At 46.3% G+C, this 14,547-nt stretch carries 13 protein-coding genes; 5 read left to right on the forward strand and 8 right to left on the reverse strand.

The features are described 5' to 3' along the window. Positions 1-10: 10 nt before the first annotated feature. Positions 11-991: a DMT family transporter gene (locus KO512_RS04470; RefSeq protein WP_215951145.1), complete on the reverse strand. Its 981-nt coding sequence runs from the start codon at positions 989-991 to the stop codon at positions 11-13. A gap of 146 nt (positions 992-1,137) precedes the next feature. Between KO512_RS04470 and KO512_RS04475 the strand changes: the two genes are divergently transcribed. Continuing rightward, on the forward strand, positions 1,138-2,082 hold the full coding sequence (locus KO512_RS04475) for a LysR family transcriptional regulator (protein ID WP_303491909.1): 945 nt from the start codon (positions 1,138-1,140) through the stop codon (positions 2,080-2,082). Between the two features lie 16 nt (positions 2,083-2,098). Here the strand turns inward: KO512_RS04475 and KO512_RS04480 are convergent, their stop codons facing one another. The 7 genes from KO512_RS04480 to KO512_RS04510 form a co-directional block, all read right to left on the reverse strand. Next, positions 2,099-3,274: a GGDEF domain-containing protein gene (locus KO512_RS04480; RefSeq protein WP_215951146.1), complete on the reverse strand. Its 1,176-nt coding sequence runs from the start codon at positions 3,272-3,274 to the stop codon at positions 2,099-2,101. Positions 3,275-3,496: 222 nt separating this feature from the next. Further along, positions 3,497-5,236, reverse strand: coding sequence for a putative bifunctional diguanylate cyclase/phosphodiesterase (locus KO512_RS04485; RefSeq protein ID WP_215951147.1), 1,740 nt, complete (start codon positions 5,234-5,236; stop codon positions 3,497-3,499). 101 nt (positions 5,237-5,337) lie between these two features. Beyond that, on the reverse strand, positions 5,338-5,991 hold the full coding sequence (gene elbB, locus KO512_RS04490; protein WP_215951148.1) for an isoprenoid biosynthesis glyoxalase ElbB: 654 nt from the start codon (positions 5,989-5,991) through the stop codon (positions 5,338-5,340). Between the two features lie 236 nt (positions 5,992-6,227). Then, complete coding sequence (locus KO512_RS04495; protein WP_215951149.1) at positions 6,228-6,770, reverse strand: IS630 family transposase; 543 nt, start codon at positions 6,768-6,770, stop codon at positions 6,228-6,230. After that, the gene (locus tag KO512_RS20450) at positions 6,771-6,896 is read right to left on the reverse strand and encodes a winged helix-turn-helix domain-containing protein (RefSeq protein ID WP_354667733.1); all 126 of its coding nucleotides are present in this window, start codon (positions 6,894-6,896) and stop codon (positions 6,771-6,773) included. A 456-nt stretch (positions 6,897-7,352) separates the two neighbouring features. After that, the gene (locus tag KO512_RS04505) at positions 7,353-8,798 is read right to left on the reverse strand and encodes a YiiX/YebB-like N1pC/P60 family cysteine hydrolase (protein ID WP_215951151.1); all 1,446 of its coding nucleotides are present in this window, start codon (positions 8,796-8,798) and stop codon (positions 7,353-7,355) included. Further along, entirely contained in the window at positions 8,795-9,136 is a 342-nt protein-coding gene (locus KO512_RS04510) for a hypothetical protein (RefSeq protein WP_215951152.1), read from the reverse strand. Before KO512_RS04510 ends, KO512_RS04505 begins: the two co-directional genes overlap by 4 nt. A 244-nt stretch (positions 9,137-9,380) precedes the next feature. Here KO512_RS04510 and hemB point away from each other — a divergent pair, with 244 nt between their 5' ends. From hemB to KO512_RS04530, 4 genes are all read left to right on the forward strand, one after another. After that, positions 9,381-10,391: a porphobilinogen synthase gene (gene hemB / locus KO512_RS04515; protein ID WP_215951153.1), complete on the forward strand. Its 1,011-nt coding sequence runs from the start codon at positions 9,381-9,383 to the stop codon at positions 10,389-10,391. A 152-nt stretch (positions 10,392-10,543) separates the two neighbouring features. Further along, entirely contained in the window at positions 10,544-12,670 is a 2,127-nt protein-coding gene (gene ppk1, locus KO512_RS04520; RefSeq protein ID WP_215951219.1) for a polyphosphate kinase 1, read from the forward strand. Positions 12,671-12,956: 286 nt separating this feature from the next. After that, the gene (locus tag KO512_RS04525; protein WP_215951154.1) at positions 12,957-13,730 is read left to right on the forward strand and encodes an ABC transporter ATP-binding protein; all 774 of its coding nucleotides are present in this window, start codon (positions 12,957-12,959) and stop codon (positions 13,728-13,730) included. A gap of 39 nt (positions 13,731-13,769) precedes the next feature. Then, entirely contained in the window at positions 13,770-14,531 is a 762-nt protein-coding gene (locus tag KO512_RS04530) for an ABC transporter substrate-binding protein (protein ID WP_436792263.1), read from the forward strand. Positions 14,532-14,547: the final 16 nt, after the last annotated feature.

Raw genomic sequence — 14,547 nt, forward strand, 5'->3', positions numbered from 1 at the left:
ATTTTTTATTTCAGTCGTTAGTTAAGGGGGGTTTTAGGACTGAAGCTTGTTCTAGCCTTGATTGATGGCGCTTTGTCAGAATCGGGCTGAGTAGTTGTACGGTGATGGCCGCCGCGATGACTAAGGCCATCCCCAGTAAGCTTAGTTGATCGGCTTGGGCCGAGAAAATCACCTCACTGAAGAGCCCATAAGCGACACAAACCTCGGAGAGTATAAAGGTGACCACCGGTGTCATTGCTACACAGGCGCTTACCTGTACCGTCTGCCAATACCGCATTGCTTGCGCGAACGCGCCGTAGGCGACAACGGTGTTAACACAGCAGAACAGTGCCACCCAGTAATCTTGGCTATTCAGTTCTAGCAATGTTGCTGGGTGAGCAAAGGGTAGCATGATGATCAGCGCATAAAGGTAGATGCTCAACAGAATATTAGAGGGTGATAGCACCTTAAATAATGATTTTTGTATCAGTGCATAGGCGGTCCAGCCGAGGGCCGAGACCTGAACAATTAAAAAGCCGATACCGGTGAGTCCGGTACTGCTTTCAATCGCCGGGTGAAAAAACAGCAGCATGCCACTCGCCATCAGCGCAAAGCAGGCCCAGTGTTGCCAAAACACCCGCTCTTTGAGAAACCACCAACCGCCCAGTGTTAGAAACAGCGGTGCTAGCTGAAAGCTAAGTTGTGCCGCACCGGGGTGAAGGTAGCTTAACCCCCAGACCATAAAGGTGTAGTTCACTATCAACATGGTGCCGGCGATGAGCAGGCTGATGATATGTTTTCTTGATAGATGGCGAAATTCAGCCAGTTTTCCTCTATTTAACTGCCATAAGAGCATCACGATACCGGCAAAGGTAAACCGTAACCACGTGAGGGTGATCGGGTCGATAAAGCCGGTGGAGAGCTTTAGCGCAATCGGTAGCATGCCCCAGAACATCAGGGTGATGCAGCAAAAAAACAGGCCATATAAAAAGCGGCTACGATCCAGTGTCATATAAGTGCTCGTGAGTGAAAATAGCAGAGCCTCTAGCATGGCGTTTATTCTATTCTGTTTCCAATGCATAATAGTTCATATCTTTATGCATAAATCGGGTAATGGTTTGAAAGGATTCACGAGAGTAGGACGAATGAGGACGAGCGGTGAATAATTTGGTATTGCCGGGGCAGTTTCAACAGTTAGATATTAAGAGTCTTACGGGACTGCTATATCTACTGGAGGAGCGCAATGTCGGGCGGGCCGCAGACCGCTTGTTTATTAGTCAGTCGGCGATGAGTCGAGTCTTGCAGCGTTTGCGTGAAGCCTTTGCTGACCCGTTGTTTGTCCGTACGGCCAGAGGGATGCTTCCGACCTCAAAGGCTATTGCACTTGAAAACCCCGTGCGGCAAATGTTGGAACAGATTGCTAATGTTATGTCGGCGCCACCGTTTGAACCACAGCTGAGCGATCGTACTTTCCGTTTGCAAACAACCCATTATCAGGCTCAGGTATATGTGCCAAGTATCGCGGAACGCTTTTATCGTGAAGCACCAAATGCGTCTCTGGATACGACGACGGTGACTGAAACCAGCTTATTAGAGGAGCTTGATCAGGTCTGTGATATGACCCTGTGTAGTAGCTTTATCAGGATTCCCCATCACTTTGAACGGTTGCTGCTTGGGCGAGAGAAATATGTCCTGATTATGGCCAAAGATCACCCTTTGGCGGCACAGGCGGAGGTGTCAATCGAGGATTATCTGGCTTACTCTCACGTACTGGTCAACTTGGGTGGACGGGCCAAGCTGCCCGGTAATGACCCTTTGGGTAAGCTAGCGAGAGAGAAGCATTTTGCGCTGCGAACACCCTATTTCATGGCGGCTTTAGAGGCGGTAGGGCGAACACAGTTGTTGTTTAGTTCCAGTGGTTTGCTGGCATCCCGTTACGCCGAACGGTTTGGCTTAACGATTAAACCGCTTCCCTTTGAATCAAAAGATACCGATTATTATTTAGTTTGGCCGAAAGCGGTCGATCAAGATTCGGGCAGTATCTGGCTGCGTAATTTATGTCGTGATGTGGTGAAAGAGCAGATCCCTTTTCCCGCCGATTAAGTGTGTTGTCAGAGACTTAGGTCGCTGCAGGCCATAATAGTTTGGTTTGAGTGACCCCAAGACTACGGGCACGCCCTTGAGTTTTCGCGGTATACATTCGGTGATCTGCCAGTTCGATCATCGCTTTCCAATCATTAACGGCATCGGCCTGAACTTCTGCGACCCCAATGCTGGCGGTTACGGGCGCGCCATCAGGGCGTAAACCGAGCCCAGCGTGCATCAAGCGACGAATTACATCATCGGCTTCGCTAGATTCTGCGGTCGGCAGAATGACAATGAACTCTTCGCCACCCCAGCGAATCACGCTATCCCCCTTACGTACCAGAGCGTTGAGCTGCTGTGCGGCGGTTCTGAGTACAACATCACCAGCATCATGACCATACACATCATTGATGGTTTTAAAGTGGTCGAGATCCAGATAAAGAATCGATAGATTGGCGCCGCTCATGGTGGATAAACGAAACTGCAGATCCAGCATTTCGATGCCTGCTCGGCGGGTCAGCAAACCGGTTAACACATCATAACTGGCGCGGTTGACCTGCGAGAGCATATAACGCAGTTGATTCAGGGAGGCGAACATTGCTACGCCGAGAATCAAAGAGAAGAGCCAGATAGTGGAAACTGCTTGAGGAATATCACTGTTAACCTGAGGAAGGGATGAGAGCACCACCACGGCCAACATCGGTGTGGCAAACAGTAGTAGCTCTTTTAGGGTTAATGGAAACAGCGTTAACCCAGCAATCATCACAAAAGGCAGCAGGGCGTAGAGTTCGGCGATGACCTGTTCGGTGCCGCTTAGCTCATAGGCTTGTAGCCAGTGATCGGAAACCAGATAAAACAGCGGTGTTATCGAGAGCATCCCCGCGAGTAGCCAGCGGGCGCGCTGTAGATCTGGTTCTTTGCGTGCTTGCCAAGCCAGTAGCGTAAACGCGGCGGCCGAGAGCATGCGGATTAAGAGCAGTTCAGCCCAGAGCGTGCGGGGTAAAAAGAGCAGATCGATCAATGACCAAGTGGGCACTAAAACGGCAAAAATAGCACAGAAGAAGAATACTCGGCTTTGCATGATAGCTGCACGATGGCGGGAGATCGGCATGCTGTGTTGTTTGTTAGTGAATAGCTCATAGAGTTGATCCGGAGTATAAATGCCCAGCGATTCACTTAATGAGATATACATAGCGGTTAAGTATTTCATCCTGTTGCTTCCGGTTTTGACCACGGACCCAATTGCACAATATAAGAGGATCTTCAGGAATCACGACTGTTATTTGGAAAAACTGGCACAGAGCTGATGCAGGTCAAAAAAGTTACAGCCGCTGTTATCCACAGGCTATTTGGCGGCGGTTTGTCTGAGTTTGGTCGGCTGAAAGTGACTCATTCGTTGTTCTGTATAACGCTAGCAGCCGGACTACTTGGGTTAATCTTGTGGCGTCAAGGAGAGGTCTGGTGCGACAGGCTGGTGCTCTAAATATTCTCTAAGTTGATCGATAGAGAGTGCTTCTGAGAAGAGGAACCCTTGGGCAAATTTACACCCTAGACGGGTCAGTGATCGTTGCTGCTCAATGGTTTCTATGCCCTCGGATATGGTTGAGAGGTTCATGGTACTCGCTAGCGCGAGAATCGCCTCAATCACCGGTTTTGAGTGATCAAAGTCACGGATAAAACTACGGTCAATTTTTACTCCGTCAATGGGCAGTCGAGCGAGGTAGCTTAGAGATGAGTAGCCCGTCCCAAAATCATCGATCCAGATATGGTAACCCGCGGCTTTCCACTGCATCAGCAGAGGTAGGGTGTTGTCGATGTTCTGCATCAGACTGGTTTCAGTGATCTCTAAATATAGTTGATGATTGGCGTTTCCCACCCGAAGTAGGGCTTCATTCACCCGCTGTACCCGTTCTGGTTTATTAAAGATGGCTGGCGATATATTGATCGAAAACTTGCACGGCTTTGACTGACGCTGCAGCGTTTTGAGCTCAGCAGCCACGGTGTCGATTAGCCAGACGGTTAAGGCACCGATTTGATCGGACTCCTCGATGATGGGGATAAAGGCTTCTGGCCCGAGTCGGCCTCTTTGTGGATGCTGCCAGCGAATCAGGGCTTCAGCACCAATCAGTTGATGCTGTTGTAGGTCGACAATGGGTTGATACTCAATAAATAGCTGATGGCTGGCAATGGCGGTACTGATGCCCTGTTGAATCATGACCCGTTCTTCTACCTGGCGGTGCATTGCCGGGAGAAAATAGCGGGCCCGATTACGGCCTGCACGTTTGGCTTCATACATGGCAATATCGGCGTGTTTTAACATCCGTTCGGCGCTGTTAGCGTCATCTGGGTAGAGGGTGATGCCGATACTGCAGGACAGCTTAAACGCCTTATTGTTGATGCTATAAGGCAGTTGTAAAGCCTCGATAATCCGGTCACTGAGCTGCTCGGTTTCATCGACATGCAGAATATCGGGGAGCATCACCGCAAACTGATCACCGCCGAGGCGGGAAACTAGTAGCTCCTCAGGGAAGGGTAGCTGCTGCTTCTGGGTTTGTACTTTGATCACATCGAGCAATCGTTGGGCGATGATTTGCAGTACCTGATCGCCATAGGCATGACTGGATGAATCATTGATCTGCTTGAAATGATCGAGGTCGATATACAGCAGCGCCATCCGGCTCTCCTGTTTACGTGCCCAGCGAATCAGTTTGCTTAACTCCTGATGTAACCCGAGGCGGTTATTGAGGCCGGTTAAGGCATCTCGATAGGTCATCCGTTGCAGCTGAGTATCGCTGTCACTGAGGCGTTCCTGCATCTCTTGCAGGGCTGTGCCGAGTTCACTAAATTCGTTATCGCTGTGTAGTTCAAAATTGACCGGCGGGCCTTCGCGGTTGTAGGTCCGAGTTTTCTCAGTGAGTTGATAGAGAGGCTGTAGCAACTGTTTACTCAGTTGTCGGGCAAGTATGAGCGTCGGTATGAGTAAGAGAAGAAAACCCGCCAGCCACAGGCCTAACAGGTTTAAGGGGTTGGCGCTGTGCTGCCAGAGTTGAATAATTGAGACGTGATGAATGAGGTTAATCAGATAACCACCGAGCAACAGCAGGCTGGTGGTTAGTACAATAGATAGAAGTGTGATGCTGAAGCCGATACGGCGTGATAGTGAGTGAGCCATTAGTCGCTCTGTGCTGGCAAGGTTAAACTGGGGCAATTGATAGACAACATAACCTTACTCACTACCCGCTTACGTATTCTGGGCGCCAATCATAACAGCGATTAGGAAAGTTGCAGCACCTTATTTACTAGCTTATTAATACCGCTAGCGGCTTCACTGATGCTGCCCGCGAGCATATACGCTGGGGTTGTCACTAGATTGAATTTCTCATCAAAGACAATGTTGTCAACATCACAGTCTTGATGTTGACCGCCCATCGCTTCAATCGCAGTGACGGTTTCTGGGTCATTGCCGATGGTGCAGGTGGCGCCTTCGCCGAATAGTAATGGCGTCATCGCGGGTGCAATACAGATAAGGCCGACCGGTTTGCCACTCGCATGGATCGCCTGAGTGAAGGCGAGTAGATCGGGATTAACTTTTGCTGTGGCACCGGCAACGGCGAAATCGCTGAGGTTTTTGGCTGCACCAAAGCCGCCAGGGATGATCAGAGCATCATAGTCGGCTGGGTTGGCGTCGGCGAGATCGATAATCTCCCCGCGGGCAAGACGGGCCGCTTCGGTGAGGACATTGCGCTGCTCGCCAGCCATCTCTTCACCACTTCGATGGTTGATGACATGCATCTGATCAATATTAGGGGCCATACACTGGTAGCTGGCGCCGCCCTGTTCAATCGCTAGTAATGTCAGGACAGATTCATAGATTTCAGAACCGTCGTAGACACCGCAGCCGGATAATACTACTGCAACTTTTTTCATTATGGGTACCCCTTATAAGGTAAAGATTGAAAGCGGCTGAACCTTACCGCACAACGATTGGACCAGCAATTTCACTCGGTGTTTCATGGTGTTTAAAATACTTAGATTTGCCGTCGAGTATCATACCGACGGGGTTGAGTGTGTTAACCATTCATTATTTCAGCCATTTATAATCTAGGGAACCTATGGTTAAGTAACCAAGTTTTACTGATTAAACTGGCGGGTAAATACATCAACTAAGCTGCATATTTTATATGTTGAGAGTTTAAGTAACTTTTGACTCTCATCGGTCTTCTTTGAAGCGTCAGCATGCATGAGCGTAGCTCCTTCACATTTCGAACTGCGGCACCACTGTGCAGCATGTTCTTCAAATCACAATTTAGATACTCGTCCGGGTTGAGTTCTGGGGAATGCGCTGGCAAAAAGAAGACTTCCAGATAGCTCTTAACTGTTTGGTTTGCCAACCATCGTTTAGCTTTCTTAGCATGGTGTACGCGCAGATTATCAAGAATTAGGAGTACTTTACCGGGCGTCGATTCAATTAATTCACGTAAGAATATAATGAGCACTTTTGCATTCATCGTTGACTCATACAGCATAAAACGAACTTCTCCTTGGTTTGCGATAGCGGAAATCATATTTAACGATACACGCTTGGCTGGAATAGGTTGCACCGGCGTTTTGCCTTTGGGTGCATAGCACCTGCCGTGCTGCTTCGTGTTCTTTATACAGGTTTCATCGCCCCAGAATATCGTTGCATTCTCTTGCTTTACACGCACTTAATCTGTGGATATTTCTCCTTCAGCCTTTACAGGGGTCTGTTCCCACGCCTTTTTGACAGGCTTTTGAGGCGTGAGTCCCCAGCGTTTAAGGTAGTCACCCATGGTGCGTACTGGGATTTCTATCCCCCAGAGCTACTTAAGTCAGTTGCGCCACCAACCGCCGCGTCCAAGGCGCAAAGCCAAGCTTGAATTGGTCTGGCATATTATCCTATAATTTTTTGTTCTTGAGCCTTGGTGAGTCGACGAGGTTTATTTTTTTGCCCTTCTTACGAAATGTGATGGCTTGCTGCCGTAAAAATTCTTGTTGCTCTGTGCTGAGCTTGCGTGTATCTGTAATCATAATTACATTATATTAGATGTAAAACTTCACCGGATTAATGGCCCGCCAGTTGCTGCGTTTGTAGATAGGGTTTATTGATCGTTTACCCTTAGCTTCTATTTTTAGCTCCGGATAAAAAGGAGGATTATCGTTACATCGCAGATTTTTTCAAAATGAAGGAATTATTCGCAATTCTCTTACCAGCGTTGTAGTTCGATTTTATATATCAAATGTCGAATTAATCATATGAAAAGTGTTGCTTAAAGGGATAAGGTTCGAGTTTCTTTTACGCATTTCCTTCTTTTTGCAAAGGGTCCTTTTCTATTTATTCTATGAGAATGAATGCATTTTTTATATCGTTGAACATACGACCCATTACTTAATCTAGAAAAATTCATTAAATCTCCAAATTCTTCTTTAGTCAGAAATTTAGCTCCATTTGAGCTATTTCCTATAACCGATGTAATGTATTCAACTGGGGAGTTATCATAAAAAACAGCTTCAGCGATTAGACTTGGAGTTATTATCCTTCTGTTTAATATGTAATCTAAAGGCCAGCTTATATCTCCATAAGCAAAATAAACAATTTCAGCACAAGTGATTCTTGATGCAGAGTCTACATCAAATGAAAAATCATATTTTTTATCAATCTGATCAGCAAGTATTTTATATATTTTTAGTAGCTCTCTGTTTGAGCGCATTTTAATGTTTTTCACTCTGACTTGAGCGAAGTTATCTAAATTCATCCATTTTTGATAAGAGGCAAAGGTTATACCCTTTCGTCTCACGTCAAAGATTGAATTTCCGCTTTCTATTTGCTCTCTAAATGGTTCTAGTTCTTTTGCTTTCCATAAGCCTCTTTCAAGTAGTTGCTGTTTTGTTCCAAGCCAAATAGCATTGTGTCCCCAGAAACCAGGAATGACATAGTTTGTTAATTTATAAGACTTTTTTTCAAAAATTATGTCTAGAGGTTGAAGGTTGCCCAAAATTCGACCTGCTGCTTTATGGTCATCATTTAATTGTCCATTGTCTCTCCAGTGAATTGGCCCAGCAATAGCACCAAAAACGGAGCTTAAGCCTGAAGTGGCGATTGATAATGCACTATCAAAATGATCACTAAAATAGTGATTTGTATTTACAAAATCAGAGATGTCTTTGCCTTGTGCTCTATGCTGTAAAATTACTGAGCGGCTTTTATTAAATGAACTTAGAGTTGCTGTTTTGTTGACTATAATAAAAAGTGTTTTTTTTGTTTTTTCCGTTAGAACTTTATTAAATAATGTGGCTATTTTTTTTCTAAAACTAAGAGGTTGCCGAAGAATTAATTTTCTTAATTCTGGGTTTTTCATATAAATATCATATAGTGCTTGTGTTCTTTCAATTATAAACAGAGCGTGAAGTGATTCAGTCGCTGTTGCTTTGTTATTTGATGATTTATCTAATTTATTTATTAGTGGTTGGCTTTCGTCTATATATTTTAGCCAGCTCTTTTTGAATAGTTCTAGAAATAATCCATTCCCTTGAGATTTTTTTTGTAGTTTTTTAAGACTGTATATGCCTAGATTTAACGTATGTTGATAGACAATAAGATGTAGATCTTGAGATTTTTTTGTTGAAAATATGATGTCTATATTTTTGTCAAAACGAGCTAGCTCAGTGCTTAACGCATTTGTAGATATTATTAGTAGGAGTAATATTTTTTTCATTTTTTATTATTGTTGGTTTTTAATTTTTTACTGAAGATGGTGTAAGCTCTATTTGATATTAGTGGTTTTATAGGTGTATTAATGTGGGATTGCTCTACGAAATTACTATTTTGGAATTTCACTGGGCTAGAGCTGATGATATCTTTTTTTAGTTTAATGGTGAAGTCGTAAGTGCTGAATGCCGTGTGGTGTTGATCGCTCATACGAGGGAAGAGCATGCTTTGCTGACGGCCAAGTTTCTTATGCGATGGCTGATAAGCCTTATCGATACTTGAATAGTTACAAATGTTGCGATCAGAGAAGATTGCTGTGCTCCTTGCTAGTATAACTGAAACCATTTTGCTTTCTTTCTCTATAAAAAGAGTCCGTTGCTTGTGGTCTGATCAGTTCCTTCATTTTGCATCTAAATTGGAATATTTTACATTTTAATCTTGATTTAACGGCTGAGTCATTAAAAATTTACGCCACTTGTAATCTAGGTCACTAAGTATGATGCTTTATCTATAGTCGTCAGTAAGCGGCTTCTGTCATAATAATGTCATTGTTTTCCGGTCCAATACCCGCTTCTAAAAGGAGTTTTCTGTGTCATTTACTAATAGTCAGCGTTTTTTCCCTGAAACCCGCATGCGTCGTATGCGTGCTGATGATTTTTCCCGTCGTCTGATGCGTGAAAATGTTTTAACGCCCGATGATTTGATCTACCCCGTGTTTGTTATTGAAGGCACAAACCAGCGTGAAACCATCGCCTCAATGCCGGGTATCGAGCGGATGAGTATCGATCTGCTGGTTAAAGAGGCCCGTGAGCTGGTGTCTTTAGGCGTGCCTGCGGTGGCGCTTTTCCCGGTAACGCCTGCGAGTGCTAAGTCGGAATTTGCTGAAGAAGCTTATAACCCAGATGGTTTGGCTCAGCGTGCGGTCAAAGCGCTGAAAGATGCCTGCCCAGAGCTGGGGGTGATTACCGATGTTGCGCTGGACCCGTTCACGACCCACGGTCAGGATGGCATTATCGATACCAATGGCTATGTTTTAAATGACCGCACAGTGGATACGCTGGTTCGTCAGGCGCTGTCCCATGCTGAAGCGGGTGCCGATATTGTTGCTCCTAGCGATATGATGGATGGCCGTATCGGCAGTATTCGTGAAGAGTTGGAGGTGAACAACCGAGTGAATACCCGCATTATGGCCTATTCTGCGAAGTATGCGAGTGCCTACTACGGTCCTTTCCGTGATGCTGTGGGATCATCTGCTAATCTAGGTAAGAGTAATAAGTTTAATTACCAGATGGATCCAGCCAACAGCAATGAAGCGTTGCATGAGGCGGCTCTGGATCTAGCTGAGGGTGCTGATATGGTCATGGTGAAGCCTGGCATGCCTTATCTGGATATTGTTCGTCGAGTTAAAGATGAATTAAAAGTGCCTACGTTTGTTTATCAAGTGAGTGGTGAGTATGCGATGCATATGGCGGCATTCCAAAACGGTTGGTTGGATGAGCGCAGCGTGATGATGGAATCGCTAACCTGTCTTAAACGGGCCGGTTGCGATGGCATTTTGACCTACTTTGCGAAACGGGCTGCACAAGTATTGAATGAGTGATATTCAGCCGTGATGGAATAAATTGATAAAAAGTTAAGGGGGCGGTAATGAGCGAACAGATTCAAGAACAAGGAACGGAAGAGGTTGCTGAACAGGGTGTTGTGCAAAGTACCTTGTCAGATACTGAGCAGGAACAAACCGCTGAACTAATGATGGACGCCGATGAGGCCTCTATCGCATTGGTTGAAAGCCGAGAGGCGATCGCGGTGACGGAGCCGGTTGAAGAACCGCCGCTCGATTTGAAAGCCCCCGAACTCTATATCAACCGAGAGTTGAGTCATCTACAGTTTAATATTCGGGTGCTGGAACAGGCCTTAGATGAAACCCATCCGCTGATGGAACGGTTGATGTTTCTGTTGATCTTTTCCAGTAACTTGGATGAATTCTTCGAGATTCGTGTCGCCGAGCTGATGGCGCAGTTGAAGTATGGCCGTGAGTCGGTTGGCCCTGATGCGATGCACCCTCAGGTGGTGATGAACCGGATTGGTGAGATCTGTGGTGCGCAGGTTGAACGGCAGTACAAAATTCTTAATGAAACGATCTTTCCGCAGTTGGAAAAAGAGAACATCCATTTTAAGCGTCGGCGCGATTGGACCGATGAGCAGAAAGAGTGGATTCGCGTCTTCTTCGAAGAGAAAGTGCAGCCTGTTGTCAGCCCTATCGGGTTGGACCCATCACATCCATTTCCTCGCTTAGTCAATAAAAGCCTTAACTTTATTGTCGTGCTGGATGGTAAAGATGCCTTCGGTCGTGAAAGTGGCTTGGCGATCATTCCTGCCCCTCGTTCTCTACCGCGTTTGATTCGTCTGCCGGATGAGCTTTGTGAGGGTGGCGATAACCTGATCTTCCTTTCATCGGTTATTCACGAATATGCCGATGAGCTATTTCCAGGTATGACAGTGGAAGGCTGTTATCAATTCCGCATTACCCGAAATGCCGATCTGACGTTTGATTCAGAAGAGGTTGAGGATTTGGCTCGCACGCTGCTGGGTGAATTGCACTCCCGTAAATATGGCGCGGCAGTTCGCTTGGAAGTGGATCAACGGACCCCAGAGGTGTTGATCCGTTTTCTATTGCGTGAGTTTAACCTCGACGAAGCCCATACCTATCGGGTCGATGGTCCGGTTAACCTGACCCGTATGATGGCCTTGCGCGACTTAGTCGATTGCAAACACCTATGCTGGAAACCCTTTACACCGGGAATGTCTGGACGCTATAAGCAGAAAAATATTTTCGATGTGCTGCGCCATAAAGATCAACTGTTGCATCATCCGTTTCAATCCTTTTCGCCAGTCGTCGATCTGTTGCGGCAGGCGGCGAAAGATCCGAAAGTATTGGCGATTAAGCAGACGCTTTATCGTACGGGTGTTAACTCCGATATTGTTGATGCGCTGGTGGATGCGGCGCGCAGTGGTAAAGAGGTGACCGTGGTAATCGAGCTACGGGCGCGTTTTGATGAAGAATCTAACCTGCAACTGGCGGGGCGGCTTCAAGAAGCGGGTGCACTGGTGGTCTATGGTGTGGTTGACTTTAAAACCCATGCCAAAATGATGCTGGTGGTCCGCCGTGAAGATAATAAGTTGGTGCGTTATGCCCACTTAGGCACGGGTAATTACCATTCCGGTACGGCACGGCTCTATACCGACTATAGCTATATGACCAGCGATGCGGATGTCGGCGAAGATGTGCATAAAATCTTCCACCAGCTAACCGGCATGGGCAAAATTCTGCGGCTGAAAAAGCTGCATAATGCGCCGTTTACACTGCATGCTCGAATGCTGGAGATGATCGAGCGAGAAGCTAAGCATGGTAAGCATGGTCATATCATCGTTAAAATTAACGGTTTAACCGAACCGCAACTGATTCGGGCGCTATATCAGGCGTCTCAGCGCGGCGTGAAGATCGAGTTGATCGTGCGGGGAATGTGTCGTCTGAGACCGGGTATTGTCGGTATTTCAGAGAATATCTCGGTGCGCTCAATTATTGGTCGTTTCTTGGAACATACTCGGGTCTATTATTTTGGCAACAAAGGTAAGCCCGATGTGCTGTGTGCCAGCGCTGACTGGATGGAACGTAATATGCTCAATCGCGTAGAAACATGCTTCCCACTGACCGGTAAGCTGGCCGATCGCGTGAAGAGCGACTTGGATCTTTATCTCGCCGATAACTGCCGTAGTTGGGTATTGCACTCCGATGGTAGTTATACCCTCAACAAGCCAGCGGAAGGTGAAGAGCCCGTGAGTGCGCAGGAATCGTTATTGCGACAATTTAGCAGTTAATATGAGTTGTTCGTCGCTTTTGAAAATGGTCCTTCGGGGCCATTTTTTGTGTCTATTCCGCGGCTATCTGATGTTTACCTGTCACATTGGGCGCTATTTTTTGTTTGCTTCCACTGGCATTTTGTGGAAAATTGCTAGATTGTATGACGTTTCTGATAGGAAACATGCGGATAGCAGCAGACGATCCTGCCGGCTTGCCTCGTTAGAACGATTAATAGGCGAACGCTATCTTTCACTTTATTAGCCGTTATCAGCGGAACAATAAATACCAGATGGAAGCCTGATCATGGCGAATGCCCCAACAGCGTTACTGCTGAACGATATTCATAAGTCCTACGGTGATCTTGCCGTTCTTAAAGGGGTCTCACTGACTGCTTATGATGGTGATGTGATCTCCATTCTTGGCTCCAGTGGTTCCGGTAAAAGTACTCTCTTGCGTTGTATCAATCTGCTGGAACACCCTAGTCAGGGTGAAATTACCGTTGGCGATGAACGGCTTAAACTGAAGCCGGGCAAAGATGGCAATCTGGTGGCCGTCAATCGTAAACAGTTAGAACGGATGCGAGCCCGTATCGGTTTTGTGTTTCAGAACTTCAATCTCTGGCCCCATAAAACTATTCTAGAAAATATTATCGAAGCACCGACTCAGGTGTTGAGACAATCGAAAGCTGACGCCATCGCTCGGGCTGAACAGTTGCTGGAAAAAGTCGGTCTTGCGGATAAGCGTAATGCCTATCCAGATAACCTATCGGGTGGCCAGAAGCAGCGGGTTGCCATTGCGCGAACGCTGGCGATGGATCCTCAGGTGTTGCTGTTTGATGAACCAACGTCTGCACTCGATCCAGAGCTGGTCAATGAAGTATTGGCGGTGATGAAGGAGTTAGCTGAAGAGGGTAGAACGATGCTGATCGTGACCCACGAGATGCGTTTTGCGAAAGATGTCTCCAGTCAAGTGGTGTTTTTGCATGAAGGCCAGATCGAAGAGATAGGCCCACCAGAGCAAGTATTTAATAATCCGAAATCTAAGCGTGTGCAGGAATTTATGGCAAGCCATAGCTAAGTTTTCAACTAATAAGACATAATATTGAAAGGGAAATAGATGATGAATATGCGTAAATTGTTTGCCACAGTAGCCCTCGTTGCTGGAGGTCTAATGGCCGCTCAGGCAGCGACTGCTGGAGATAAAATCCGTATCGCAACAGAGGGTGCGTACTCACCTTTCAATATGGTCGATTCTAGCGGTGAATTGATTGGTTTTGATGTTGAGATCGCCAAAGCGCTTTGTGCTGAAATGGCAGCGGACTGTGAAATCGTAGCGCAGGACTGGGATGGTATTATTCCCGGTCTTCGGGCAAAAAAATATGATGCCATAATCGCCTCTATGTCGATCACCGAAGAGCGTATGCGGGTGGTGGATTTCTCTGAAAAATATTACTCCAATGTACTTGCCTTTGTTACTCCTGAAGGTAGCGACATTGAAGTGACTAAAGCGGGTCTGAAGGGTAAAACTGTTGGTGCGCAGCGGGCTACCATTGCCGGACAATACCTAGAAGATAACCTCGGTGATGTGGTTGATGTAAAACTGTATGACACTCAAGACAACGCTTATCTGGATCTAGCTTCGGGTCGTCTGGACGCTTTGCTGTCGGATAAATTCCCAGCCTATGACTGGTTGCGTTCTGAAGAAGCTAAAGGTTTTGCTTTCAAAGGCGAAGATATCGATATTAACGATGAGATCGGTATTGCTGTACGTAAAGGTGATGCTTTGAAAGATAAGTTTAGCGCTGCGATTAAAGCGATTGTTGCTGATGGTACCTACGCTAAAATCAATGAAAAGTACTTCCCATTCTCAATCTATTAATGGTGAGTGGTTAACC

It is taken from the genome of Amphritea atlantica (assembly GCF_018860855.1).
GTDB classification, from domain to species: domain Bacteria; phylum Pseudomonadota; class Gammaproteobacteria; order Pseudomonadales; family Balneatricaceae; genus Amphritea; species Amphritea atlantica_A.